Raw genomic sequence first — 25,104 nt, 5'->3', positions numbered from 1 at the left:
TCGGCTACACTGCTAGTTTGCGCTGCCTTCCGACTTGACCCCTGCTCGGAAATGTCCGTTTACGGATAATTCTGGTGGGGTCATTGGAGTGCACGCGTACCAGCCGTTCTGCAGCACCGGTCCTCGGAAGGACGCATCTTGGCAGCTTCCCGCCCTGCGAAGACCAGTCGTACGTCGAGCGCATTCGCGCCCCGCCGAGTTTCTTTCGGTCGGATTACCGAACACCTCGAGGTCCCCAACCTCCTCGCCATCCAGAACGAGTCCTTCGACTGGCTCGTCGGCAACGAGGCTTGGCAGGGCCGGTCGGCGGACGACCCGCACGCACGCTCGGGTCTCGCGGAGATCCTCGACGAGATCAGTCCCATTGAGGACTTCTCCGGCACCATGTCGCTCTCCTTCTCGGCTCCGCGCTTCGACGAGGTCAAGGCCTCGATCGAGGAGTGCAAGGAGAAGGACCTGACCTACTGCGCCCCGCTGTTCGTGACCGCGGAGTTCACCAACAACACCACTGGCGAGATCAAGAGCCAGACGGTGTTCATGGGTGACTTCCCGATGATGACGCCGAAGGGCACCTTCATCATCAACGGCACCGAGCGCGTCGTGGTCAGCCAGCTCGTCCGCTCGCCGGGCGTCTACTTCGACAAGCAGCCGGACAAGACCTCCGACCGCGACCTCTCCAGCGTCAAGGTGATCCCGAGCCGGGGTGCCTGGCTGGAGTTCGACATCGACAAGCGCGACACGGTCGGCGTCCGCATCGACCGCAAGCGCCGGCAGGCCGTCACCGTCCTGCTCAAGGCCATCGGGTGGTCCGCGGAGCAGATCCGCGAGAAGTTCGGCTGGTCCGAGCTCATGATGACCACGCTCGAGAAGGACCACATCGCCGGGCAGGACGAGGCGCTGCTCGACATCTACCGGAAGCTCCGCCCTGGCGAGCCGCCGACCCGCGAGAACGCCCAGACCCTGCTCGACAACCTCTTCTTCAACCCGAAGCGGTACGACGTCGCCAAGGTCGGGCGTTACAAGTTCAACAAGAAGCTCGAGCTGGACGTGCCGATCACCACCGGCACGCTGACCGAGGACGACATCGTCGCCACCGTGGAGTACCTCTGCCGGCTGCACGCCGGTGAGGAGGGCTACGAGGCCGACGACATCGACCACTTCGGCAACCGGCGCCTGCGCACCGTGGGCGAGCTGATCCAGAACCAGGTCCGGGTCGGTCTCTCCCGGATGGAGCGGGTCGTCCGTGAGCGGATGACCACCCAGGACGTCGAGGCGATCACGCCGCAGACCCTGATCAACATCCGCCCGGTCGTGGCGGCGATCAAGGAGTTCTTCGGCACGTCGCAGCTGTCCCAGTTCATGGACCAGACCAACCCGCTGGCGGGCCTGACCCACCGGCGCCGGCTGAGCGCGCTCGGCCCGGGTGGTCTGTCCCGGGAGCGGGCCGGCTTCGAGGTCCGTGACGTGCACCCGTCCCACTACGGCCGGATGTGCCCGATCGAGACGCCGGAAGGCCCGAACATCGGCCTGATCGGCGCGCTCTCCACCTTCGCCCGGGTCAACCCGTTCGGCTTCATCGAGACGCCGTACCGGAAGGTCGTCGACGGTCGGGTCACCGACCAGATCGACTACCTGACCGCGGACGAGGAGGACCGGTTCGTCAAGGCGCAGGCCAACGCCCCGCTGAAGTCGGACGGGTCGTTCGCCGAGGACCGCGTCCTGGTCCGCCGTAAGGGCGGCGAGACCGAGGACGTGGCGCCGTCCGCCGTCGACTACATGGACGTGTCGCCGCGGCAGATGACCTCGGTCGCGACCGCGATGATCCCGTTCCTCGAGCACGACGACGCCAACCGCGCGCTCATGGGCGCGAACATGCAGCGTCAGGCGGTGCCGCTGGTCAAGGCCGAGGCGCCGCTGGTCGGCACGGGCATGGAGTACCGCGCGGCCGTGGACGCCGGTGACGTCGTCGTCGCCGAGGTCGGCGGTGTGGTCGAGGACCTCTGCGCGGACTACATCACGGTCCACCAGGACGACGGCCACCGCCGCACCTACCTGCTGCACAAGTTCCGCCGCTCCAACGCCGGCTCCTGCGTCAACCAGAAGCCGGTCGTCTTCGAGGGCGACCGCGTCGAGGCCGGCCAGGTCATCGCCGACGGTCCGTGCACCGACGAGGGCGAGATGGCGCTCGGGCGCAACCTGCTCGTGGCGTTCATGACCTGGGAGGGCCACAACTACGAGGACGCGATCATCCTGTCGCAGCGCCTCGTGCAGCAGGACGTGCTCACCTCGATCCACATCGAGGAGCACGAGGTCGACGCCCGGGACACCAAGCTCGGCCCGGAGGAGATCACCCGCGACATCCCGAACGTCAGCGAGGAGATGCTCGCCGACCTCGACGAGCGCGGCATCATCCGGATCGGCGCCGAGGTCGTCCCCGGCGACATCCTGGTCGGCAAGGTCACGCCGAAGGGCGAGACTGAGCTGACCCCCGAGGAGCGGCTGCTCCGCGCGATCTTCGGTGAGAAGGCGCGCGAGGTCCGGGACACCTCGCTGAAGGTGCCGCACGGCGAGACCGGCACGGTCATCGGTGTGCGTACCTTCTCCCGCGAGGACGGCGACGAGCTGCCCCCGGGCGTGAACGAGCTGGTCCGGGTCTACGTGGCCCAGAAGCGCAAGATCCAGGATGGTGACAAGCTCGCGGGCCGCCACGGCAACAAGGGCGTCATCTCCAAGATCCTGCCGATCGAGGACATGCCGTTCCTGGAGGACGGCACCCCGGTCGACATCGTGCTGAACCCGCTCGGTGTGCCGTCCCGGATGAACATCGGCCAGGTCCTGGAGACCCACCTCGGGTGGGTGGCCAAGACCGGCTGGAGCGTGGACGGCGACGACACCGAGTGGAAGCGCCAGCTCCGCTCGATCGAGGCGCACGAGTCCGAGCCGGACACCAACGTGGCCACTCCGGTCTTCGACGGTGCCCGCGAGGAGGAGATCTCCGGTCTGCTCGAGTCGACCCTGCCCAACCGGGACGGCAAGCAGCTGATCGGCCGCAGCGGCAAGGCGCAGCTGTTCGACGGTCGCTCCGGCGAGCCGCTGCCGGACCCGATCGCGGTCGGCTACGTCTACATCCTGAAGCTCAACCACCTGGTCGACGACAAGATCCACGCCCGGTCGACCGGCCCGTACTCGATGATCACGCAGCAGCCGCTGGGTGGTAAGGCGCAGTTCGGTGGCCAGCGCTTCGGTGAGATGGAGTGCTGGGCCATGCAGGCGTACGGCGCCGCCTACGCCCTCCAGGAGCTGCTGACCATCAAGTCCGACGACGTCCTCGGCCGGGTGAAGGTCTACGAGGCCATCGTCAAGGGCGAGAACATCCCCGAGCCGGGCATCCCGGAGTCGTTCAAGGTGCTGCTCAAGGAGCTGCAGTCGCTGTGCCTCAACGTCGAGGTGCTCTCCAGCGACGGTGTGGCCCTGGAGATGCGCGAGACCGACGACGAGGTGTTCCGGGCCGCGGAGGAGCTGGGCATCGACCTGTCCCGGCGCGAGCCGAGCTCGGTCGAAGAGGTCTGAGGCGAGCGGTCGGGAGCCGGTCCGCCGGCTCCCGACCCCGCCCGTTAGCTAAGCAGTACAGACGACGACATAGGGGACATAGTGCTCGACGTCAACTTCTTCGACGAGCTGCGCATCGGTCTCGCCACCGCCGACGACATCCGTCAGTGGTCCCACGGCGAGGTCAAGAAGCCCGAGACCATCAACTACCGCACCCTGAAGCCGGAAAAGGACGGGCTCTTCTGCGAGAAGATCTTCGGTCCGCAGCGGGACTGGGAGTGCTACTGCGGTAAGTACAAGCGGGTCCGCTTCAAGGGCATCATCTGCGAGCGCTGCGGCGTCGAGGTGACCCGCTCCAAGGTCCGCCGGGAGCGGATGGGTCACATCGAGCTGGCCGCTCCGGTGACCCACATCTGGTACTTCAAGGGCGTGCCGAGCCGGCTGGGCTACCTGCTGGACCTCGCCCCCAAGGACCTCGAAAAGATCATCTACTTCGCCTCGTACGTCGTGACGAGCGTGGACGCCGAAGCGCGTCACCGCGACCTCTCGACCATCGAGAACGAGATCCTGGCCGAGAAGCGGCAGGCCGAGAACAGCCGCGACTCGGAGATCGAGAAGCGGGCCGCCAAGCTCGAGGCCGACCTGGCCGAGCTGGAGGCCGAGGGCGCGAAGGCGGACGTCCGGCGCAAGGTCAAGGAGGGCGGAGAGCGCGAGATGCGCCAGATCCGCGACCGGGCCCAGCGCGAGATCGACCGCCTCGACGAGGTCCTCGACACCTTCCGCAAGCTCGAGCCGAAGCAGCTGGTCACCGACGAGCTGCTCTACCGCGAGCTGCGCGACCGCTTCGGTGAGTACTTCACCGGCAGCATGGGCGCCGAGGCCATCAAGGCGCTGGTCCAGAACATGGACCTGGAGGCCGAGGCCGAGAGCCTGCGCGAGACCATCCGGTCCGGCAAGGGCCAGCGGAAGATCCGGGCGCTCAAGCGGCTCAAGGTCGTGGCGGCGTTCCAGAACACCCGCAACTCGCCGCTCGGCATGGTGCTGGACTGCGTCCCGGTTATCCCGCCGGACCTGCGTCCGATGGTGCAGCTGGACGGTGGCCGCTTCGCGACCTCCGACCTGAACGACCTGTACCGCCGCGTGATCAACCGGAACAACCGCCTCAAGCGGCTGATCGACCTCGGCGCGCCCGAGATCATCGTCAACAACGAGAAGCGGATGCTCCAGGAGGCCGTCGACGCGCTGTTCGACAACGGCCGTCGCGGCCGGCCGGTCACCGGTCCGGGCAACCGCCCGCTGAAGTCGCTCTCCGACATGCTCAAGGGCAAGCAGGGCCGGTTCCGCCAGAACCTGCTCGGCAAGCGCGTCGACTACTCCGGCCGTTCGGTCATCGTGGTCGGCCCGAAGCTCAAGCTGCACCAGTGCGGCCTGCCCAAGCAGATGGCGCTGGAGCTGTTCAAGCCGTTCGTGATGAAGCGGCTGGTGGACCTCAACCACGCGCAGAACATCAAGTCCGCCAAGCGGATGGTCGAGCGGCAGCGGCCGGTCGTGTGGGACGTGCTGGAAGAGGTCATCGGCGAGCACCCGGTCCTGCTGAACCGGGCGCCGACCCTGCACCGGCTGGGCATCCAGGCCTTCGAGCCGCAGCTGGTCGAGGGCAAGGCCATCCAGATCCACCCGCTGGTCTGCACCGCGTTCAACGCCGACTTCGACGGTGACCAGATGGCGGTCCACGTGCCGCTGTCCGCCGAGGCCCAGGCCGAGGCGCGGATCCTGATGCTGTCGTCGAACAACATCCTCAAGCCGGCCGACGGCAAGCCGGTCACCATGCCCACCCAGGACATGGTCATCGGCCTCTACCACCTCACCCACCTCACCCCGGGTGGACAGGGCGAGGGCCGGGCGTTCAGCTCGGACGCCGAGGCGCGGATGGCGTTCGACAACCGAGAGCTGCACCTGCAGACCCCGGTCAAGATCCGCCTGCGCGGCATCGTCGGTGTCGACAACGGCGCCGGCGCCGAGCCGTGGGTCGCGCCCGAGGGCTGGGTCGAGGGCGAGCCGGTGACGGTGGAGACGACCCTGGGCCGGGTCCTGTTCAACGAGACGCTGCCGCAGGGCTACCGCTTCGTGAACTACGAGATCCGCAAGGGCCAGCTCTCCGCGATCGTCAACGACCTCGCCGAGCGCTTCCCGAAGGTGGCCCTGGCGGCCACCCTGGACGGGCTCAAGGAGGCCGGCTTCCACTGGGCCACCTGGTCCGGCGTCACCATCGGCATGGAGGACGTCATCGCTCCGCCGCGCAAGCGGGAGATCCTGGAGCGGTACGAGAAGGAAGCCGACCGGATCGACAAGCAGTACCAGCGTGGTCTGATGACCGCCGAGGAGCGTCGCGGCGAGCTCATCGAGATCTGGACCAAGGCGACCAACGAGGTCGCCAAGGAGATGGACACCGCGCTGCCGCAGGAGAACCCGCTGTGGAAGATGATCAACTCGGGTGCCCGCGGTAACCTGCTCCAGCTCCGGCAGATCGCGGCGATCCGTGGTCTGGTGGCCAACCCGAAGGGCGAGATCATCCCGCGGCCGATCAAGGCCTCGTACCGGGAGGGTCTGTCCGTGCTGGAGTACTTCATCTCCACGCACGGCGCCCGGAAGGGTCTCGCGGACACGGCCCTGCGTACCGCCGACTCGGGTTACCTGACCCGGCGTCTGGTGGACGTCTCGCAGGACGTCATCATCCGCGAGGAGGACTGCGGCACCGACCGCGCCATCCCGATGCAGATCGGCGAGCGGGTCGACGGCAAGCTCGTCGTGCACGAGCACGCCGAGACCAGCGTGCACGCCCGCACCCTGGCCGACGACATCAAGGGCCCGGACGGCACCGTCGTCGCCCACCGCGGCCAGGACATCAACTCCATCCTGGTCGACGCGATCGTCGCCGCCGGGACGGAGACGGTGCGGGTGCGCAGCGTGCTCACCTGCGAGTCGAAGCTGGGCGTCTGCGGTGCGTGCTACGGCCGCTCGCTGCCGACCGGCAAGACCGTGGACGTCGGCGAGGCGGTCGGCATCATCGCCGCCCAGTCGATCGGTGAGCCGGGCACGCAGCTGACGATGCGTACCTTCCACACCGGTGGTGTCGCGGGTGAGGACATCACCCAGGGTCTGCCCCGTGTCCAGGAGATCTTCGAGGCCCGGGTCCCGAAGGGTAAGGCGCCCATCGCCGACACCCCTGGTCGGATCCGGATCGAGGACGGCGAGCGGTCCCGCAAGATCATCGTCATCCCGGACGACGGCAGCGACGAGATCGTCTACGACAAGATCTCGAAGCGGGTCCGGCTCCGGGCGCACGACGGCGACCACGTCGAGGTCGGCGAGAAGCTCACCGAGGGCACCATCGACCCGCACGAGCTGCTGCGCATCCTCGGCCCGCGCGCGGTCCAGGTCCACCTGACGCAGGAGGTCCAGGAGGTCTACCGCTCGCAGGGTGTGCTCATCCACGACAAGCACATCGAGATCATCATCCGCCAGATGCTCAAGCGGGTGACGGTCATCGACTCCGGCTCGACCGAGTTCCTGCCGGGCGTGCTGGTCGACCGGGCGCTGTTCGAGTCGGAGAACCGCCGGCTCGTCGGCGAGGGTGGCGAGCCCGCCGCCGGTCGCCCCGTGCTGATGGGTATCACCAAGGCCTCGCTGGCCACGGACTCCTGGCTGTCGGCGGCCTCCTTCCAGGAGACCACCCGGGTGCTGACGGACGCGGCGATCCACGCCCGCAGCGACTCGCTGATCGGTCTCAAGGAGAACGTGATCATCGGTAAGCTCATCCCGGCCGGTACGGGCATCAGCAAGTACCGCAACGTCCGGGTCGAGCCGACCGAGGAGGCGAAGGCCAAGGTCTACTCGATGACCGGCTACCCGGAGACCGACTACGGCTTCGGGCCGGCCAGCGGCCAGGCGGTGCCGCTGGACGACTTCGACTTCGGGTCGTACCGCTAAGCAGTAGGAAACGACGAGGCCCCCGGCATCCGCCGGGGGCCTCGTCGCGTCCCGCCGCGGTGAACCCTTCGACCGGCGCGGCGGGGCATGATGGTGGGCATGACGACCGTGCCCGGGCAGGTGCCCGCCGCCCAGCAGGGGCACCGCCATCCGCTCGACCCCGAGCCGGTCCGCTCGACCAAGGCGCGCGCGGTCTTCGCTCTCGGGCTGATCGGGGCGCTCACCGGTTTCTTCGTGGGCGGGGTGGTGCCCGCGACCATCGCGCTCACCCTCGCCCGGCAGGCCCGCCGCGAGGCGTACGTCTCGGGCGGTTTCCTCACCGGCGCCGGCTGGCTGCGCCGGGGCGAACAGTTGGCCTGGACGGGCCTGCTGCTCGCGGCCGTGGCCGTGGTGGCGGCCGTGGTGATCGGTCTGGTCCGGCTGGCCGGGGCCCCGTCCGGGCACGACTTCCCCCCGAACATCGACTGACCCGCCGGGGGAGCGCCCCGCGCCCGGCCCCGCCGGCGAGACCCGCGACGGTAGCCTGGCCGGTGTCCGCCGCGCGGCGGGCGAGCCACGTCGACAGGAGGACCCCGTGACGGAACCGGCCTCGCCGCCGGGAGGCGACCCGACCCGCCCCGGCACCGGGCCGGACGCCGGCGGGCCGCCGCCGGCCAGCCCCTGGGCCGGACCGGACGCCGGGCCCGCCGCGGGCTCGGGCGCGTCACCGGAGACCACCCCCACGGGGTACGCGCCGGCGACCGTCCCGCCCGCGTCCGCGCCGCCGGGGTCCGCCTCGCCCGGGTCGACCTCGCCCCGGTCCGCGCCGCCCGGGTCCTGGCCGCCCGCCGGGCCGTACCCGCCGGCCCTGCCCGGCTCCCCGCCGCACCACGCCGGCTACGGCGTCCCCGGCGCGCCCGGACCGTCGACTCCACCCGTGGCGCCGCCGCACCAGGCCGGTTTCGGCGCGGGGCCCTCCGTCCCGCACGGCTCGCCGTCGCACCACGGCGGATACGGCGCCGGGCCGTCGGTTCCGCAGGGCTCGCCGTCGCACCACGGCGGCTACGGCGTCCCGCCCGTTCCCGGGCCGCCCTCCGGGCCGTCCGCTCCGGCCGGCTGGCCGGGGTCCGGGGCGTACCCGGGGAACCAGCCGGCACCCGGCGGTGGGTGGGCCGCGCCGGGGAGCGCGCCGGCCGGCGGAGGCTGGGGATCGGCGCCCCCGGCATCGCTGCCGCCGCCCCCGCGCGAGGCGCCGCGTCCGCCGAAGCGGGTCGACGCGGTCCCGGGCACCCCGTTCGGGGTGGTCCACCTGGACGTGCCGCCGGTGACCTCGGGGCTCGCCATCGGGTCGCTGGTCACCGGGATCGCTTCGATCCTGGTGTCGCTGCTGGTCAGCTGCTTCGGTGTGGCCGGGCCCAACTACGGCGGGGCCTGGGCCGCCGGGGCGTTCACCGTCCTCGGGGCGATCGCCGGCACGGCGGCCGTCGTGACGGGGCTGCTGGCCCGTCGGCAGATCCGGCGGCCGGCGCCGCCGCCGGCGGTCCGGTTCACGGGCCGCGGCCTGGCCGTGGCGGGGCTCAGCTGCGGGGGTGTGGGCCTGCTGGTCAGCCTGGGCGGGCTCGCGCTGGCCCTGGTGGTGCAGATCACGTGAGCCGGCCAACCGGCCGGGCGGCGCGCTGACCAGTTACGACCGGTATGCCCGGACCTTGGGGGTGCGGGCGGAACCGGGGCCGCCGGGCCGAGCGCCGGGGAAGCCGGTACACTTGTCACCGTAGGTGCCCATGACGGGCGTGCGGGGACGATGCGATCGGCCGGCGGACCGCGACGTGGTTCTGCAGGACCGCTCCGTTTTGACCGGCGCGCCTGTGGTAGGTACTCTTTCCCCTTGTGCCCGGGCCAGCCCGGGCAATGCGTGCGTGCGCTGGAACCGGTCAGCCGGTGATCGCGCGGCCGCACGACAGAGCCCCAAGACCTGGCGCCGGGAGTTTCCTGCGCCGGTGACAGAAACCCGGTAGGACGCGCGAGCGACCGCACCGGACCGTGACTCGGGCGACACGCCCGACCGCGGGTGCTGGGACCCCCGTCAGGTGGCCCTGGTTGGAATGTAGGAGAGCCGTCCATCAGGCCGGCTAGAGCAGACGGCGCGGTCGCCTCGCAGCGGCCGAAGGGAGCGGAGAAACCCGGTGCCCACCATTCAGCAGCTGGTCCGAAAGGGCCGCCAGGCCAAGACGACCAAGACCAAGACCCCGGCGCTCAAGGGGTCTCCCCAGCGGCGCGGCGTGTGCACCCGCGTGTACACCACCACCCCCAAGAAGCCGAACTCGGCGCTGCGCAAGGTCGCTCGTGTCAAGCTCAGCAGCCAGATCGAGGTGACCGCCTACATCCCGGGCGTCGGCCACAACCTGCAGGAGCACTCGATCGTGCTCGTCCGCGGCGGTCGTGTGAAGGACCTCCCCGGCGTGCGGTACAAGATCGTTCGCGGCTCGCTGGACACCCAGGGTGTCCGCAACCGCAAGCAGGCTCGCAGCCGTTACGGCGCGAAGAAGGAGAAGAGCTGACATGCCGCGTAAGGGACCCGCTCCGCGGAAGCCGCTGGTCGCTGACCCGGTGTACAACTCGCCGCTGGTCACCCAGCTGGTGAACAAGATCCTGATGCGCGGCAAGCGTCAGCTCGCCGAGCGCATCGTGTACGCCGCCCTGGAGGGTTGCCGCGAGAAGAGCGGCACCGACCCGGTCGTCACGCTCAAGCGCGCGATGGACAACGTCAAGCCCACCCTCGAGGTGCGCAGCCGCCGGGTCGGTGGCGCCACCTACCAGGTGCCGGTCGAGGTTCGTCCGGCCCGCGCGACCACCCTCGGCCTGCGCTGGCTGGTGACGTACTCCAAGGCCCGTCGCGAGAAGACCATGGTCGAGCGGCTGATGAACGAGCTGCTGGACGCGAGCAACGGCCTCGGTGCCGCCGTCAAGCGGCGCGAGGACACGCACAAGATGGCCGAGTCCAACAAGGCCTTCGCGCACTACCGCTGGTAACACCCAGGTTCCGGCGCCCACGAGGCGCCGGAACCGCCACCAGTTGTGTCTAGACGACGATAAGTAGGGATTGAAGTGGCCGCCGCAGACGCGCTCGCCAACGTACGCAACATCGGCATCATGGCGCACATCGATGCCGGTAAGACCACGACCACCGAGCGGATCCTGTTCTACACCGGTATCACGTACAAGATCGGTGAGGTCCACGAGGGCGCCGCCGTCATGGACTGGATGGAGCAGGAGCAGGAGCGTGGCATCACCATCACCTCCGCTGCTACCAAGTGTGAGTGGAAGGGCCACACGATCCAGATCATCGACACGCCCGGTCACGTCGACTTCACGGTCGAGGTCGAGCGGTCGCTGCGTGTGCTGGACGGTGCGGTCGCGGTCTACGACGGTGTCGCCGGCGTGGAGCCGCAGACGGAGAACGTCTGGCGGCAGGCGGACAAGTACCACGTCCCGCGGATGTGCTTCGTCAACAAGCTCGACCGGACCGGTGCCGATTTCTTCCGCTGTGTGCAGATGATGATCGACCGGCTCAACGCCACCCCGCTGGTGCTCCAGATCCCGATCGGGCTCGAGGGCGACCACATCGGTGTCGTTGACCTGATCAACATGCGGGCGCTCACCTGGCGCGGGGAGACCCAGAAGGGTGAGGACTACGCGATCGAGGAGATCCCGGCCGACCTGGCCGACTCCGCGGCCGAGTGGCGCGAGAAGCTCATGGAGACCCTGGCCGACGTCGACGACTCGGTGATGGAGAAGTACCTGGAGGGCGAGGAGATCTCCGTCGAGGAGATCAAGGCCGCCATCCGGCGCGCCACCATCGCCAGCAAGGCCAACCCGGTGCTGTGCGGCTCGGCGTTCAAGAACAAGGGCGTGCAGCCCATGCTCGACGCCGTGGTCGACTTCCTGCCGTCGCCGCTGGACGTCCCGGCCATCGAGGGCACCGCCACCGACGGCGAGACCCCGATGCAGCGGAAGCCGTCCACCTCGGAGCCGTTCTCGGGCCTGGCCTTCAAGATCCAGACCGACAAGCACCTCGGCAAGCTCACCTACGTCCGGGTCTACTCCGGCGTGGTCGAGACCGGCACCCAGGTGGTCAACTCCACCAAGGACCGCAAGGAGCGCATCGGCAAGATCTACCAGATGCACGCCAACAAGCGGGAGGAGCGCAGCTCCGCCAAGGCCGGCGACATCATCGCGGTGCAGGGTCTCAAGCAGACCACGACCGGTGACACCCTGTGCGACCCGGCCAACCCGGTCATCCTGGAGTCGATGACCTTCCCGGAGCCGGTCATCGAGGTCGCGATCGAGCCGAAGACCAAGGCCGACCAGGAGAAGCTCAGCACCGCCATCCAGCGGCTGGCCGAGGAGGACCCGACCTTCCGCGTCAAGCTGGACGAGGAGACCGGTCAGACGGTCATCTCCGGCATGGGCGAGCTGCACCTGGACATCCTGGTGGACCGGATGCGCCGCGAGTTCAACGTCGAGGCGAACATCGGTAAGCCGCAGGTGGCGTACCGCGAGACGATCCGCCGCAAGGTGGAGAAGATCGAGTACACCCACAAGAAGCAGACCGGTGGTTCCGGCCAGTACGCCCGCGTGATCGTGAGCATCGAGCCGCTGCCGCTGGACAACGACTCGCCGACCTACGAGTTCGCGAACGCCGTCACCGGTGGCCGCATCCCCCGGGAGTTCATCCCGTCGGTGGACGCGGGGGCCCAGGACGCCATGCAGTACGGCATTCTCGCCGGCTTCCCGCTGGTGGGTGTCAAGCTGACGCTGCTGGACGGCCAGTACCACGAGGTCGACTCGTCGGAAATGGCATTCAAGATCGCCGGCTCGATGGTGATGAAGGAGGCGGCTCGCAAGGCCGACCCCGCACTGCTCGAGCCGATGATGGCCGTTGAGGTCACCACCCCTGAGGAGAACATGGGTGACGTCATCGGCGACCTCAACTCCCGACGGGGCATCATCCAGGCGATGGAGGAGCGCAGCGGCGCCCGCATCGTCCGGGCCCTGGTGCCGTTGTCGGAGATGTTCGGCTACGTCGGCGACCTGCGGTCGAAGACCCAGGGCCGGGCTAGCTACAGCATGCAGTTCGACTCCTACGCCGAAGTTCCGCAGAGCGTGGCGAAGGAGATCATCGCCAAGGCGACGGGTGAGTGACACTCACCTGAGTTGATCCGGGGCCGGTCGCGGGAGGGTTCTCCCGCCCGCGGCCACCTCGGTCGGATCGTGTGAATCCGGGCCTGTAGGCTTCATCGCCGCAGAACCCACAAAGGCTCTCCGGCCGTCAGGCCGGAAAGGCTGTCGACAGAGTCCTAAGCGCCGACCGGCGCACCGGGGCGAACGAACCAAGAAAGTCCACAGGAGGACACCAGTGGCGAAGGCGAAGTTCGAGCGGACTAAGCCGCACGTCAACATCGGCACCATTGGTCACATCGACCACGGTAAGACGACGCTGACGGCGGCCATCACCAAGGTCCTGCACGACCAGTTCCCGGACCTCAACCCGTACACGCCGTTCGACGAGATCGACAAGGCGCCGGAGGAGAAGGCCCGCGGCATCACGATCTCCATCGCGCACGTCGAGTACCAGACCGAGGCGCGTCACTACGCGCACGTCGACTGCCCCGGTCACGCCGACTACATCAAGAACATGATCACCGGTGCCGCCCAGATGGACGGCGCGATCCTGGTGGTGGCGGCGACCGACGGCCCGATGCCGCAGACCCGCGAGCACGTGCTGCTGGCCCGTCAGGTCGGCGTGCCGTACATCGTCGTGGCGCTCAACAAGAGCGACATGGTCGACGACGAGGAGCTCCTGGAGCTCGTCGAGCTCGAGGTGCGCGAGCTGCTCTCGTCGCAGGAGTACCCGGGTGACGACCTGCCGGTCGTCCGGGTCTCGGCGCTGAAGGCCCTCGAGGGTGACCCCGAGTGGACCGGCAAGCTCATGGACCTCATGAACGCCGTCGACACCGCGATCCCGCAGCCGGAGCGCGAGACCGAGAAGCCGTTCCTCATGCCGATCGAGGACGTGTTCACGATCACCGGTCGTGGCACCGTCGTCACCGGTCGCGCCGAGCGTGGCATCCTCAAGCCGAACGAGGAGGTGGAGATCGTCGGCATCCGCGAGAAGTCGATGAAGACCACCTGCACCGGCATCGAGATGTTCCGCAAGCTGCTCGACGAGGCCCGGGCCGGCGAGAACGTCGGTCTGCTCCTCCGCGGCATCAAGCGCGAGGACGTCGAGCGCGGCATGGTCGTCATCAAGCCGGGCACCACGACCCCGCACACGGAGTTCGAGGCCACGGTCTACATCCTCTCCAAGGAGGAGGGCGGCCGGCACACCCCGTTCTTCCAGAACTACCGTCCGCAGTTCTACTTCCGGACCACGGACGTCACCGGCGTCGTCACGCTGCCCGAGGGCACCGAGATGGTCATGCCGGGCGACAACACCACGATGACCGTGAAGCTGATCCAGCCCATCGCGATGGAGGAAAACCTCAAGTTCGCGATCCGGGAGGGTGGCCGTACGGTCGGCGCTGGTCGCGTCACCAACATCATCAAGTGAGCTGGGTAACCCCGATTAGCGTCGCCGCCGGTCGTGCGGCATACTAGTCAGGTTGCGTAACGACGGTCGGTCGCCCGCGTCCGGTTAACGCTGGACCTCCGGGAGGCAGACAGTCTCGCGTAGGGTGGTTGATCGCCACTGGCGGTCAACCACCCTCGCGCGGCGTCCAGGTCGCGGTCACTGCGATCGGCGCCATGACCCACCGCGTGGTCGGAAATCGCTCCGGGGTCCCGGGGCGGAGCCTGACCCACGGGCGCGACACGCCCGACCGCGGGGGTCGGCGAAGTGGGCCTGTGCCAGCCGGTACAGGCGCCCGCAACACAGCGGCATCGAGAGAAGGAACAGAAGCCACCATGGCGGGACAGAAGATCCGCATCCGGCTCAAGGCCTATGACCACGAGGTCGTCGACTCCTCGGCTCGGAAGATCGTCGAGACGGTGACGCGTACCGGGGCGCAGGTCGCTGGCCCGGTGCCGCTGCCCACGGAGATCAACCGTTTCTGCGTCATCCGCTCGCCGCACAAGTACAAGGACTCGCGCGAGCACTTCGAGATGCGCACGCACAAGCGGCTGATCGACATCATCGACCCGACCCCGAAGACGGTCGACTCGCTCATGCGCCTCGACCTGCCGGCTGGCGTCGACATCGAGATCAAGCTGTAGGGACCGGACAAATGGACAGGCAAGTCAAGGGGATCCTGGGCGCAAAGCTCGGCATGACCCAGGTCTGGGACAACAACCGCGTTGTTCCCGTGACCGTGGTTCAGGCCGGCCCGTGCGTCGTGAGCCAGGTTCGTAGCGCCGACAAGGACGGTTACTCCGCGGTCCAGCTGGCGTACGGGGCCATCGACCCGCGCAAGGTCAAGAAGCCGATCGCCGGGCACTACGCCAAGGCGGACGTCGCGCCGCGCCGGCACATCGTCGAGCTGCGCACCTCCGACGCCGCGGACTACGCGCCGGGCCAGGAGGTCACGGTCGAGGAGTTCCCGGCCGGCGTGACCATCGACGTCACCGGCAAGACCAAGGGCAAGGGCTACGCCGGCCCGATGAAGCGGCACGGCTTCCACGGTCTGCGCGCCAGCCACGGTGTGGAGCGCAAGCACCGCTCGCCGGGCTCGATCGGCGCCTGCGCGACCCCGGGTCGCGTCTTCAAGGGCACCCGGATGGCGGGTCGGATGGGTGGCGTTCGCTACACCGTCCAGAACCTGACCGTCCAGGCGGTCGACACCGAGAACAACCTCCTGCTCGTCCGCGGCGCCATCCCCGGCCCCAAGGGCGCGCTGGTCCTGGTCCGTACCGCGGCCAAGAGCAAGGTGAAGAAGGGCGGTGCGGCCAAGTGACCACCGTTGACGTCCTCAACGTCGAAGGCGCCAAGAGCGGCTCCGTCGAGCTGCCGGCCGACATCTTCGACGTCCAGGCCAACATCCCGCTGATGCACCAGGTCGTGGTGGCTCAGCTGGCGGCGGCCCGGCAGGGCACGCACAAGGCCAAGACCCGCGGCGAGGTCTCCGGTGGAGGCAAGAAGCCGTACAAGCAGAAGGGCACCGGTCGTGCCCGCCAGGGCTCGATCCGCGCGCCGCAGTTCGCCGGCGGTGGCGTGGTCCACGGCCCGGTGCCGCGCGACTACAGCCAGCGCACCCCGAAGAAGATGAAGGCCGCCGCCCTGCGTGGCGCCCTCTCCGACCGGGCCCGCGCCGGCCAGGTGCACGTCGTCGAGGCGTTCGTCTCGGGCGAGAAGCCGTCGACCAAGGCCGCGCTGGCCACGCTGACGAAGGCGACCGAGGCCCGTCGGGTCCTGGTCGTGCTGAGCAGCACCGACGAGCTGAACTGGGTGTCGCTGCGCAACGAGCCGCGGGTGCACCTGATCGAGGCCGGCCAGCTCAACACGTACGACGTGCTGGTGGCCGACGACGTGGTCTTCACGAAGGAGGCCCTGGACGAGTTCCTGGGCGTTCCCGCCGAGACCACCGAGGAGGGTGGCAAGTGAGCACGATCGCCGATCCGCGCGACATCATCGTCGCCCCGGTCGTCTCGGAGAAGAGCTACAGCGAGCTGAACCGGAACTGGTACACCTTCCTGGTGCACCCGGACGCCAACAAGACCGAGATCAAGATCGCTATCCAGCAGATCTTCAACGTCCGCGTCCTGACGGTCAACACGCTCAACCGCGAGGGCAAGCGCAAGCGCACCAAGACCGGCTTCGGTCAGCGCAAGGCGACCAAGCGGGCGATCGTGAAGCTGGCTGACGGTGACCGTATCGAGGCCTTCGGCGGCCCGGTCAGCTGAGGGGTGTAGACAATGGCTATCCGTAAGTACAAGCCGACGACGCCGGGCCGGCGTGGCTCGAGCGTCGCCGACTTCGCCGAGATCACCCGGTCGACGCCGGAGAAGTCGCTGCTGGCTCCGCTGCCGAAGAAGGGCGGACGCAACGCCCACGGCCGGATCACCACCCGGCACCACGGTGGCGGCCACAAGCGGCAGTACCGCCTGATCGACTTCAAGCGGGTCGACAAGGACGGCGTGCCGGCGAAGGTCGCGCACATCGAGTACGACCCGAACCGCACCGCGCGCATCGCGCTGCTGCACTACGCCGACGGCGAGAAGCGCTACATCATCGCGCCGAAGGACCTGAAGCAGGGCGACCGGGTGGAGTCGGGGCCGAGCGCCGACATCAAGCCGGGCAACAACCTGCCGCTGCGCAACATCCCGGTCGGTACCACCATCCACAACGTGGAGCTGCGTCCGGGCGGCGGCGCCAAGCTGGCCCGTTCGGCCGGCGTCGGCATCCAGCTGCTCGGCCGTGAGGGCGCGTACGCGACCCTCCGCATGCCGTCCGGTGAGATCCGGCGCGTCGACGTGCGCTGCCGCGCCAGCGTCGGCGAGATCGGCAACGCCGACCAGTCGAACATCAACTGGGGTAAGGCCGGCCGGATGCGGTGGAAGGGCAAGCGCCCGACCGTCCGTGGTGTGGCCATGAACCCGGTCGACCACCCGCACGGTGGTGGTGAGGGTAAGACCTCCGGTGGTCGCCACCCGGTCAACCCGCAGGGTAAGCCCGAGGGCCGCACCCGTCGTAAGGGCCAGCCGAGCGACCGGCTGATCGTCCGCCGCCGCTACGCCACGCGTAAGCGCGGCTGAGGGAGATAAGACATGCCTCGCAGCCTGAAGAAGGGCCCGTTCGTCGACGACCACCTGCTCAAGAAGGTGGAGACGCAGAACGACAAGGGCTCGAAGAACGTCATCAAGACCTGGTCGCGCCGCTCGACGATCATCCCGGAGATGCTGGGTCACACGATCGCCGTGCACGACGGACGTAAGCACGTCCCGGTCTTCGTGACCGAGGCCATGGTCGGGCACAAGCTCGGCGAGTTCGCGCTGACCCGCACGTTCAAGGGTCACGAGAAGGACGACCGGAAGAGCCGCCGGCGCTGACGCCGCGGGCATACGGATAGAGGAACAAGGGGTTACAGCGATGCCAGGAAAGGGCGACGCTCCGGTGCTTCCGGGCGCGCGGGCGGTTGCGCGGCACGTGCGCATCTCGCCGATGAAGGCGCGCCGGGTGGTCAACCTCGTCCGCGGCCTGCCCGCGAAGGAGGCGCTCACGGTGCTGCAGTTCGCGCCGCAGGCTGCGAGCGAGCAGGTGTACAAGGTGCTCGCGAGCGCGATCGCCAACGCGGAGAACAACGAGCGGCTGGACCCCGATGCGCTGCTCGTCAGCGAGGCGTTCGTCGACGAGGGCCCGACCATGAAGCGGTTCCGGCCGCGGGCGCAGGGCCGGGCGTACCGGATCCGCAAGCGGACCTGCCACATCACCGTGGCGGTCGAGGCGGTCGCGCCGGCCGCGCCGAAGAAGTCGGCGAAGAAGGCCGCCCCGGCCAAGCAGGCCGAGGCCGCTGAGGGGCAGAGCACGACGGAAGGTGCCGAGTAATGGGTCAGAAGGTTCACCCCACTGGGTTCCGGCTCGGCATCTCGACCGACTGGAAGTCCCGCTGGTTCGCGGACAAGCTCTACAAGGACTACATCGGCGAGGATGTCAAGATCCGCCGGATGATGTCCAAGGGCCTCGAGCGCGCCGGGATCTCCAAGGTCGACATCGAGCGCACCCGGGACCGGGTCCGCGTCGACATCCACACCGCCCGGCCGGGCATCGTCATCGGCCGTAAGGGTGCGGAGGCCGACCGGATCCGCGGCGAGCTGGAGAAGCTCACCGGCAAGCAGGTCCAGCTGAACATCATCGAGGTGAAGAGCCCCGAGTCGGACGCGCAGCTGGTCGCCCAGGGCGTCGCCGAGCAGCTGTCCAGCCGGGTCAGCTTCCGTCGGGCGATGCGCAAGGCGATGCAGTCCGCGATGAAGAACCCGGTCTGCAAGGGCATCCGGGTGCAGGTCTCGGGCCGTCTCGGCGGCGCCGAGATGAGCCGGACCGAGTTCTACCGCGAGGGCCGGGTTCCGCTGCACACGCTGCGGGCCAACATCGAGTACGGCTTCTTCGAGGCCCGTACCACCTTCGGCCGGATCGGCGTGAAGGTCTGGATCTACAAGGGCGACGCCGTCCCGGGCCGCGAGGCCCCGGCCGAGGCCGCCCCCTCGCGCGGCCCGCGCCGCGACCGTGGCGACCGGCCGGAGCGGCCGCGCCGTGGCCGGTCGGGTTCGTCGGGTACGACCGCCGGTGGCACCGAGGCCGGCCGTGCTGCCGCGACCACCATCGCGCAGCAGGCGGAGACGCCGGCCGGTGAGCCGGTCGACGCCGGAGCCGTGGCCGCGGCCGCGACCCAGCCGGCAGAAACGCAGCAGGAGGGCTGACAGATGCTGATGCCGCGCAAGCCCCCGAAGGGCTTCCGCAAGCCGCACCACCCGGACCGCCACGGCGCGTCCAAGGGTGGTAACCGGGTGGTGTTCGGCGAGTTCGGGATCCAGGCTCTCGAGCCGGCGTACGTGACCAACCGCCAGATCGAGTCGGCGCGTATCGCGATGACCCGTCACATCAAGCGTGGCGGCAAGGTCTGGATCACGATCTTCCCGGACCAGGCCCTCACCAAGAAGCCGGCCGAGACCCGGATGGGTTCCGGTAAGGGTTCGCCCGAGTGGTGGGTCGCCAACGTCAAGCCGGGGCGGGTTCTCTTCGAGATGTCCTTCCCCAACGAGCAGATCGCGCGAGAGGCGATGCGTCGCGCGATCCACAAGCTCCCGATGAAGTGCCGCATTGTTACGCGCGAAGTGGGTGAATCCTGATGGCAGCTGGCGTCAAGCCTTCCGAGCTGCGTGAGCTCTCCGAGGAGGAGCTGGTCACGAAGCTGCGCGAGGCCAAGGCGGAGCTGTTCAACCTCCGCGTGCAGGCCGCAACCGGGCAGCTCGACAACAACCGGCGGCTGCAGGTCATCCGTCGGGAGATCGCCCGGATCTACACGATCATGCGTGAGCGTGAGCTGGGTCTCTCGGCCGCGCCGACTGAGGTGACTGCATCATGAGTGAGAACACCGCCGCCACCGCGCGGGCCAGCCGCAAGGTGCGTGAGGGCCTCGTGGTCAGCGACAAGATGGAAAAGACCGTCGTGGTCGAGGTCGAGGACCGGGTCAAGCACGCGCTGTACGGCAAGATCATGCGCCGGACCAGCAAGCTGAAGGTCCACGACGAGCAGAACTCGGCCGGCATCGGCGACCGGGTCCTGATCATGGAGACCCGGCCGCTGTCCGCCACCAAGCGGTGGCGGCTCGTGGAGATCCTCGAGAAGGCCAAGTAGCGAAGGCTCGAGCTCGGCCGGGTTCGGTCGGGCGCAGGTTCCGCCAGGCTCCGGCCGCCCCCGGGCGGCCGGAGAACCGGCAGACATAGGAGATAGACGTGATTCAGCAGGAGTCGCGACTGCGCGTCGCCGACAACACGGGTGCCCGGGAGATCCTGTGCATCCGGGTTCTCGGTGGCTCCGGTCGGCGCTACGCGAGCATCGGCGACGTCATCGTGGCCACGGTCAAGGACGCGATCCCCGGTGCCGGTGTGAAGAAGGGCGACGTCGTCAAGGCCGTCGTCGTTCGCACCGCCAAGGAGAAGCGGCGGCCGGACGGCTCGTACATCCGCTTCGACGAGAACGCCGCCGTCATCATCAAGGACGGTGGGGACCCGCGCGGTACCCGCATCTTCGGCCCGGTGGGCCGCGAGCTGCGGGACAAGCGGTTCATGAAGATCATCTCTCTCGCGCCGGAGGTGTTGTGACCGTGAAGGTCAAGAAGGGCGACACGGTCGTCGTCATCGCCGGCAAGGACAAGGGTGCCAAGGGTAAGGTCATCGCGGCCTACCCGCGGCAGGACAAGGTCCTGGTCGAGGGCGTGAACCGGGTCAAGAAGCACACTCGCATCAGCACCACCCAGCGTGGCGCCAAGACCGGTGGCATCGTCACCCAGGAGGCCCCGATCCACGTCTCGAACGTGCAGGTCCTGGACTCCGACGGCAAGCCGACCCGGGTCGGTTACCGGATCGACGACAACGGCCAGAAGGTCCGCATCGCGCGTAGCACCGGTAAGGACCTCTGATGACCACGGCTACCGAAATCAAGACCCTGCCGCGCCTCAAGGAGCGGTACCGCAACGAGGTCGTGGCGAAGCTGCAGGAGCAGTACAGCTACGGCAACCCCATGCAGGTGCCCGGGCTCGTCAAGATCGTCGTCAACATGGGTGTCGGCGAGGCTGCTCGCGACGCCAAGCTGATCGACGGCGCGGTCCGCGACCTGGCGACCATCACCGGCCAGAAGCCGCTGGTGCGTCGGGCGACCAAGTCCATCGCGCAGTTCAAGCTCCGCGAGGGCATGCCGATCGGCGCGAAGGTCACCCTGCGCGGCGACCGGATGTGGGAGTTCCTGGACCGGCTGCTCTCGATCGCGCTGCCGCGTATCCGTGACTTCCGCGGCCTGGACGGGCGCAAGCTCGACGGCCACGGCAACTACACGTTCGGTCTGACCGAGCAGTCGGTGTTCCACGAGATCGACCAGGACAAGATCGATCGCCAGCGGGGCATGGACATCACGGTGGTCACGACCGCCACGACCGACGACGAGGGCCGGGCGCTGCTCAAGCTCCTGGGCTTCCCGTTCAAGGAGAACTGAGATGGCCAAGAAGGCGCTGATCCTCAAGGCGGCCGCGAAGCCGAAGTTCTCGGTTCGCGCGTACACCCGCTGCCAGCGGTGCGGGCGTCCGAAGGCGGTCTACCGCAAGTTCGGTCTCTGCCGGGTGTGCATCCGGGAGATGGCCCACCGCGGTGAGCTGCCCGGCGTGTCCAAGGCTTCCTGGTAATAGCCCGGCGCGCTTCGCGCGTCAGCTGAACTGTCTCTTCGCCGTAGGCCCCGGGCCTGGCCCGGGGAACCCCGGCGAGAAAGGTTGACGAATTTCATGACGATGACCGACCCGATCGCAGACATGCTCACGCGTCTGCGTAACGCCAACCAGGCGTACCACGACCGGGTGACGATGCCCTACTCGAAGATCAAGGCGAACATCGCCGAGGTCCTCAAGGCCGAGGGTTATGTCGCCGCCTGGTCGGTCGAGGAGCCCGAGGAGGGCGCCGTCGGCAAGCGACTGGTCGTCGAGCTGAAGTACGGCCAGAACCGGGAGCGGAGCCTGGCCGGCATCAAGCGCGTGTCCAAGCCCGGTCTCCGGGTGTACGCCAAGTCGGACGGGCTCCCGCGGGTGCTCGGCGGGCTGGGCGTGGCGATCATTTCGACGTCCCAGGGGCTGCTCACCGACCGGCAGGCCCGCAAGCGGAGCGTTGGCGGGGAAGTCCTCGCCTTCGTCTGGTAACGGGAGACAGGTAGAAATGTCGCGTATTGGACGTAAGTCGATCCCGGTGCCAGCCGGCGTCGAGATCACCATCGACGGCCAGACCGTCAAGGTCAAGGGCCCCAAGGGCGAGCTGTCGCACACGCTCGCCGAGCCCATCACGGCGGAGCGCGCCGAGGACGGCCAGGTGCACGTCAACCGGCCCAACGACGAGCGCAAGGCCAAGGAGCTGCACGGCCTGAGCCGTACGCTGGTGGCCAACATGATCGTCGGCGTGACCGAGGGCTACCGCAAGAGCCTCGAGATCGCCGGTACCGGTTACCGCGTGACCGCCAAGGGCAAGGACCTCGAGTTCGCCCTCGGGTTCTCGCACCCGGTGCTGGTCCCGGCCCCGGAGGGCATCACCTTCACGGTGGAGCGGCCGACGCTGTTCCACGTGGCCGGCATCGACAAGCAGCAGGTCGGCGAGGTCGCCGCCAACATCCGGAAGATCCGCCCGCCGGAGCCCTACAAGGGCAAGGGCGTGAAGTACCAGGGCGAGGTCATCCGCCGCAAGGCTGGAAAGGCAGGTAAGAAGTGAGCGCCACGCTGCTCAAGCGCCGCCGCGGCGTCGCCGCCAAGCGTGCCGTCGGGCGTGCGCGCCGGCACTTCCGGGTCCGCAAGAACGTCAGCGGCACCACCGAGCGTCCCCGCCTGGTCGTCACCCGCTCCCTGCGGCACATGGTCGCCCAGATCGTGGACGACACCAAGGGTCACACCCTGGCGTCGGCCTCGACCATGGACGCCTCGCTGCGCGGCGTCGAGGGCGACAAGAGCGCCCTGGCCGGCAAGGTCGGCGCCCTGCTCGCCGAGCGGGCCAAGGCCGTCGGCGTCTCGAAGGTCGTCTTCGACCGCGGTGGCAACCGGTACGCGGGGCGGGTCGCCGCGCTTGCCGACGCCGCCCGCGAAGCCGGGCTCGAGTTCTAGAAACCCCGTCACGAGAGAGAAGGAAGGCTGCTGATGCCAGGTCAACAGCGCCGTGGCGGCGGGTCCGGTGGCAACGAGGGTGGTCGCCGCGACAACCGCCGTGAGGGCGGCCGCGGAAACGCGCCCGTCGAGAAGACCCCGCACCTCGAGCGGGTCGTCGCGATCAACCGCGTCGCCAAGGTCGTGAAGGGTGGTCGTCGCTTCAGCTTCACCGCCCTGGTGATCGTGGGCGACGGCGACGGCACCGTCGGTGTGGGCTACGGAAAGGCCAAGGAGGTGCCCGCGGCGATCGCCAAGGGTGTCGAGGAGGCCAAGAAGCACTTCTTCAAGGTGCCGCGGATCGGTCAGTCGATCCCGCACCCGGTGCAGGGCGAGGACGCGGCCGGTGTGGTGCTGCTCAAGCCGGCCTCGGCCGGTACGGGTGTCATCGCCGGCGGTCCGGTGCGTGCCGTGCTGGAGTGCGCGGGCATCCACGACGTGCTCTCCAAGAGCCTCGGCTCGTCGAACCCGATCAACATCGTGCACGCCACGGTGGCGGCCCTGAAGGCGCTCGAGTCGCCGGAGCAGGTCGCGGCCCGTCGTGGCCTGCCGGTCGAGGACGTCGCGCCGGCCGCCATGCTGGCGTCGCGGGCGGGGGTGGCGTCCTGATGGCACGCCTGAAGGTCACCCAGGTCCGGTCCGAGATCGGGACCAAGAAGAACCAGCGTGACTCGCTGCGTTCGCTCGGTCTCAAGCGGATCAACGACGTGGTGGTCAAGGAGGACCGGCCGGAGATCCGGGGCATGATCTTCACGGTCAACCACCTCGTGAAGGTCGAGGAGGTCGAGTAATGACGATCAAGGTGCACCACCTGCGCCCGGCGCCCGGAGCCAAGACCGACAAGACCCGCGTGGGTCGCGGTGAGGGCTCGAAGGGCAAGACCGCCGGTCGCGGTACCAAGGGTTCCAAGGCCCGGAAGAACATCTCGGCGGCGTTCGAGGGTGGGCAGATGCCCATCCACATGCGCCTGCCGAAGCTGAAGGGCTTCAAGAACAAGTTCAAGGTCGTCTTCCAGGTGGTCAACCTGGACCGGCTCGCCGAGCTCTTCCCGAACGGCGGCCAGGTCGGCCCGGCCGAGCTGGTCGAGGCCGGTGCGGTCCGCAAGGGCCAGCCGGTCAAGGTGCTCGGCACCGGCGACCTCGGCGGCGTGGCTCTCCAGGTGTCGGCGCACGCGTTCAGCGCGTCGGCCAAGGAGAAGATCACCGCGGCCGGCGGCTCGGTCACCGAGCTGTAGCAGGCCATTACCCGGGTGCCCGCCCAATCCCTGGATTGGGCGGGCACCCGCTTGTCGCTTGGCGACATCCTCTGACATAGGGCACTGCAAAGAAGGTGATGCCTCGCCGGCATCACCTTCTTTGTGCTCAGAGGACGGTGCTGCGGTTGCTAGCAGGAAACTCGAATGTGGTTGGACTCCTTGAACTTGAAGCCACCACCGATGGTGTCCCCGGAGTGGGTCGTGCGGTAGGTCTGGGTGCCGGTCCCAGAGCAGTTGTAGTAGATGTACTTGTCGAATCCGGAGCCGGTGAGGCTGACCGTCTTCAGAGTTGACCAGCAGCCGATGCACGTTTGCTTCTGGATCCGCAGGTAAGAGACACCCGAGCTGCCGCAATTTGCCTGGCTGCCATAACCGACAATCTGGCTGCCACTCTTATAGGTGGTGCCGATGTGCAGCTCGCAGCCAGCAGCAGAAGCGGGCGAAGCAGGCGTGAGTGCGAGTCCTCCAAGGATCAGCGTCCCAGCCATGAAAACCCTTTTGAAGGTGCGGCCGATAGTCATTGTGCATCCTCCCGTGATGTGAGCTTGCGGAGGAACTTACATTCCGGCCGCCGCTTAGGTCAACCACGATCAATGGATATGCCATTCGCCCGGGATGCGTTCTTTCGTCGAAAATGACGGGCGGGCCATCTCGTCTGGGCAAGTTGTGATAAAGAAATTTTGTCGACCTATTGCTGTAACACACTTCGCCCGCACTTCAGCGGTCCTTTCACCAAGCGGCACTTCCGGCCGGCGCAGTCATGGCTCTGCGCCAACCGGCTGGCTGGGCCCGCGCCTGGGTGCCGGCCGGCCAAGGGGCGCACTGCTGGTCGAGGACGGTGTCGAAGTGTCTGCGCAACCCCCTGTGGGCCGGCTCGAACCCTCTGCCGCTCTCATCGCCGCAGGTCTTGGCCGTCATGGCGAACTGGTGGACCAGCCTGTTAGGGTGTCTCGTCGG

General features: G+C 68.4%; 30 protein-coding genes. 29 read left to right on the top strand and 1 reads right to left on the bottom strand.

All coding sequences use genetic code 11. From position 1 onward, the window contains the following. Positions 1-138 precede the first annotated feature (138 nt). The 29 genes from FXF50_RS20140 (at position 139) to rplO (ending at position 24,126) form a co-directional block, all read left to right on the top strand. The gene (locus tag FXF50_RS20140) at positions 139-3,570 is read left to right on the top strand and encodes a DNA-directed RNA polymerase subunit beta (RefSeq protein ID WP_148430100.1); all 3,432 of its coding nucleotides are present in this window, start codon (positions 139-141) and stop codon (positions 3,568-3,570) included. Between the two features lie 81 nt (positions 3,571-3,651). Beyond that, positions 3,652-7,539, top strand: a complete 3,888-nt coding sequence (locus FXF50_RS20135) for a DNA-directed RNA polymerase subunit beta' (protein WP_148430098.1) — start codon at positions 3,652-3,654, stop codon at positions 7,537-7,539. A gap of 99 nt (positions 7,540-7,638) precedes the next feature. After that, complete coding sequence (locus FXF50_RS20130; protein WP_148430096.1) at positions 7,639-8,007, top strand: hypothetical protein; 369 nt, start codon at positions 7,639-7,641, stop codon at positions 8,005-8,007. 739 nt (positions 8,008-8,746) lie between these two features. Next, entirely contained in the window at positions 8,747-9,169 is a 423-nt protein-coding gene (locus tag FXF50_RS20120) for a hypothetical protein (RefSeq protein WP_148430123.1), read from the top strand. Between the two features lie 532 nt (positions 9,170-9,701). Further along, positions 9,702-10,076, top strand: coding sequence for a 30S ribosomal protein S12 (rpsL, locus tag FXF50_RS20115; protein ID WP_007465318.1), 375 nt, complete (start codon positions 9,702-9,704; stop codon positions 10,074-10,076). 1 nt (position 10,077) lies between these two features. Beyond that, a complete protein-coding gene (gene rpsG, locus FXF50_RS20110; RefSeq protein ID WP_088647009.1) occupies positions 10,078-10,548 on the top strand; it encodes a 30S ribosomal protein S7 in 471 nt (156 codons plus the stop codon). 75 nt (positions 10,549-10,623) lie between these two features. After that, complete coding sequence (gene fusA / locus FXF50_RS20105) at positions 10,624-12,720, top strand: elongation factor G (protein ID WP_148430094.1); 2,097 nt, start codon at positions 10,624-10,626, stop codon at positions 12,718-12,720. Positions 12,721-12,934: 214 nt separating this feature from the next. Next, positions 12,935-14,128, top strand: a complete 1,194-nt coding sequence (tuf, locus tag FXF50_RS20100; protein WP_148430091.1) for an elongation factor Tu — start codon at positions 12,935-12,937, stop codon at positions 14,126-14,128. A 353-nt stretch (positions 14,129-14,481) separates the two neighbouring features. Continuing rightward, positions 14,482-14,790, top strand: a complete 309-nt coding sequence (rpsJ, locus tag FXF50_RS20095; RefSeq protein ID WP_007073037.1) for a 30S ribosomal protein S10 — start codon at positions 14,482-14,484, stop codon at positions 14,788-14,790. 11 nt (positions 14,791-14,801) lie between these two features. Continuing rightward, entirely contained in the window at positions 14,802-15,467 is a 666-nt protein-coding gene (gene rplC, locus FXF50_RS20090; protein ID WP_148430089.1) for a 50S ribosomal protein L3, read from the top strand. Then, positions 15,464-16,114 carry a 50S ribosomal protein L4 gene (rplD, locus tag FXF50_RS20085; RefSeq protein WP_148430087.1) on the top strand — a complete coding sequence of 217 codons (651 nt, stop codon included), beginning with the start codon at positions 15,464-15,466 and terminating at the stop codon, positions 16,112-16,114. The genes rplC and rplD overlap by 4 nt, the downstream gene beginning before the upstream one ends. Beyond that, positions 16,111-16,413: a 50S ribosomal protein L23 gene (gene rplW / locus FXF50_RS20080; RefSeq protein ID WP_073834931.1), complete on the top strand. Its 303-nt coding sequence runs from the start codon at positions 16,111-16,113 to the stop codon at positions 16,411-16,413. The genes rplD and rplW overlap by 4 nt, the downstream gene beginning before the upstream one ends. A 12-nt stretch (positions 16,414-16,425) precedes the next feature. Continuing rightward, positions 16,426-17,265: a 50S ribosomal protein L2 gene (rplB, locus tag FXF50_RS20075; protein ID WP_091262802.1), complete on the top strand. Its 840-nt coding sequence runs from the start codon at positions 16,426-16,428 to the stop codon at positions 17,263-17,265. 12 nt (positions 17,266-17,277) lie between these two features. Then, on the top strand, positions 17,278-17,559 hold the full coding sequence (rpsS, locus tag FXF50_RS20070) for a 30S ribosomal protein S19 (protein WP_007073032.1): 282 nt from the start codon (positions 17,278-17,280) through the stop codon (positions 17,557-17,559). Between the two features lie 40 nt (positions 17,560-17,599). After that, a complete protein-coding gene (gene rplV / locus FXF50_RS20065) occupies positions 17,600-18,055 on the top strand; it encodes a 50S ribosomal protein L22 (RefSeq protein ID WP_073834929.1) in 456 nt (151 codons plus the stop codon). Next, a complete protein-coding gene (rpsC, locus tag FXF50_RS20060; RefSeq protein ID WP_091262800.1) occupies positions 18,055-18,927 on the top strand; it encodes a 30S ribosomal protein S3 in 873 nt (290 codons plus the stop codon). Before rplV ends, rpsC begins: the two co-directional genes overlap by 1 nt. A gap of 3 nt (positions 18,928-18,930) precedes the next feature. Further along, on the top strand, positions 18,931-19,356 hold the full coding sequence (rplP, locus tag FXF50_RS20055) for a 50S ribosomal protein L16 (RefSeq protein ID WP_073834927.1): 426 nt from the start codon (positions 18,931-18,933) through the stop codon (positions 19,354-19,356). Continuing rightward, a complete protein-coding gene (gene rpmC / locus FXF50_RS20050; protein ID WP_013288628.1) occupies positions 19,356-19,592 on the top strand; it encodes a 50S ribosomal protein L29 in 237 nt (78 codons plus the stop codon). The genes rplP and rpmC overlap by 1 nt, the downstream gene beginning before the upstream one ends. Continuing rightward, the gene (gene rpsQ, locus FXF50_RS20045) at positions 19,589-19,864 is read left to right on the top strand and encodes a 30S ribosomal protein S17 (protein WP_148430084.1); all 276 of its coding nucleotides are present in this window, start codon (positions 19,589-19,591) and stop codon (positions 19,862-19,864) included. Before rpmC ends, rpsQ begins: the two co-directional genes overlap by 4 nt. 98 nt (positions 19,865-19,962) lie before the next feature. Next, positions 19,963-20,331: a 50S ribosomal protein L14 gene (rplN, locus tag FXF50_RS20040; protein ID WP_007073026.1), complete on the top strand. Its 369-nt coding sequence runs from the start codon at positions 19,963-19,965 to the stop codon at positions 20,329-20,331. Then, positions 20,328-20,648: a 50S ribosomal protein L24 gene (gene rplX, locus FXF50_RS20035; RefSeq protein WP_007465276.1), complete on the top strand. Its 321-nt coding sequence runs from the start codon at positions 20,328-20,330 to the stop codon at positions 20,646-20,648. The genes rplN and rplX overlap by 4 nt, the downstream gene beginning before the upstream one ends. Next, complete coding sequence (gene rplE, locus FXF50_RS20030) at positions 20,648-21,217, top strand: 50S ribosomal protein L5 (RefSeq protein WP_148430082.1); 570 nt, start codon at positions 20,648-20,650, stop codon at positions 21,215-21,217. The genes rplX and rplE overlap by 1 nt, the downstream gene beginning before the upstream one ends. 1 nt (position 21,218) lies before the next feature. Continuing rightward, on the top strand, positions 21,219-21,404 hold the full coding sequence (locus FXF50_RS20025; protein WP_007073023.1) for a type Z 30S ribosomal protein S14: 186 nt from the start codon (positions 21,219-21,221) through the stop codon (positions 21,402-21,404). 96 nt (positions 21,405-21,500) lie between these two features. Beyond that, entirely contained in the window at positions 21,501-21,908 is a 408-nt protein-coding gene (gene rpsH / locus FXF50_RS20020; RefSeq protein ID WP_148430080.1) for a 30S ribosomal protein S8, read from the top strand. A gap of 16 nt (positions 21,909-21,924) precedes the next feature. Then, complete coding sequence (gene rplF, locus FXF50_RS20015) at positions 21,925-22,467, top strand: 50S ribosomal protein L6 (RefSeq protein ID WP_148430078.1); 543 nt, start codon at positions 21,925-21,927, stop codon at positions 22,465-22,467. Further along, entirely contained in the window at positions 22,464-22,853 is a 390-nt protein-coding gene (gene rplR, locus FXF50_RS20010) for a 50S ribosomal protein L18 (protein WP_148430077.1), read from the top strand. Before rplF ends, rplR begins: the two co-directional genes overlap by 4 nt. Before the next feature lie 33 nt (positions 22,854-22,886). Next, complete coding sequence (gene rpsE / locus FXF50_RS20005; protein WP_091262790.1) at positions 22,887-23,501, top strand: 30S ribosomal protein S5; 615 nt, start codon at positions 22,887-22,889, stop codon at positions 23,499-23,501. Continuing rightward, positions 23,501-23,683, top strand: a complete 183-nt coding sequence (gene rpmD, locus FXF50_RS20000; protein WP_013473693.1) for a 50S ribosomal protein L30 — start codon at positions 23,501-23,503, stop codon at positions 23,681-23,683. Before rpsE ends, rpmD begins: the two co-directional genes overlap by 1 nt. Then, positions 23,683-24,126: a 50S ribosomal protein L15 gene (gene rplO, locus FXF50_RS19995; RefSeq protein WP_091317986.1), complete on the top strand. Its 444-nt coding sequence runs from the start codon at positions 23,683-23,685 to the stop codon at positions 24,124-24,126. Before rpmD ends, rplO begins: the two co-directional genes overlap by 1 nt. Before the next feature lie 149 nt (positions 24,127-24,275). On the opposite strand, the gene FXF50_RS19990 is transcribed toward rplO, so the two are convergent. Continuing rightward, complete coding sequence (locus tag FXF50_RS19990; protein ID WP_148430075.1) at positions 24,276-24,668, bottom strand: hypothetical protein; 393 nt, start codon at positions 24,666-24,668, stop codon at positions 24,276-24,278. Positions 24,669-25,104 lie beyond the last annotated feature (436 nt).

Source organism: Micromonospora sp. AP08, assembly GCF_008085935.1.
Lineage (GTDB): Bacteria > Actinomycetota > Actinomycetes > Mycobacteriales > Micromonosporaceae > Micromonospora > Micromonospora chersina.
The sequence above is the reverse complement of the archived record's forward strand: the minus strand, read 5'-3'. Positions and strand labels throughout refer to the sequence as shown.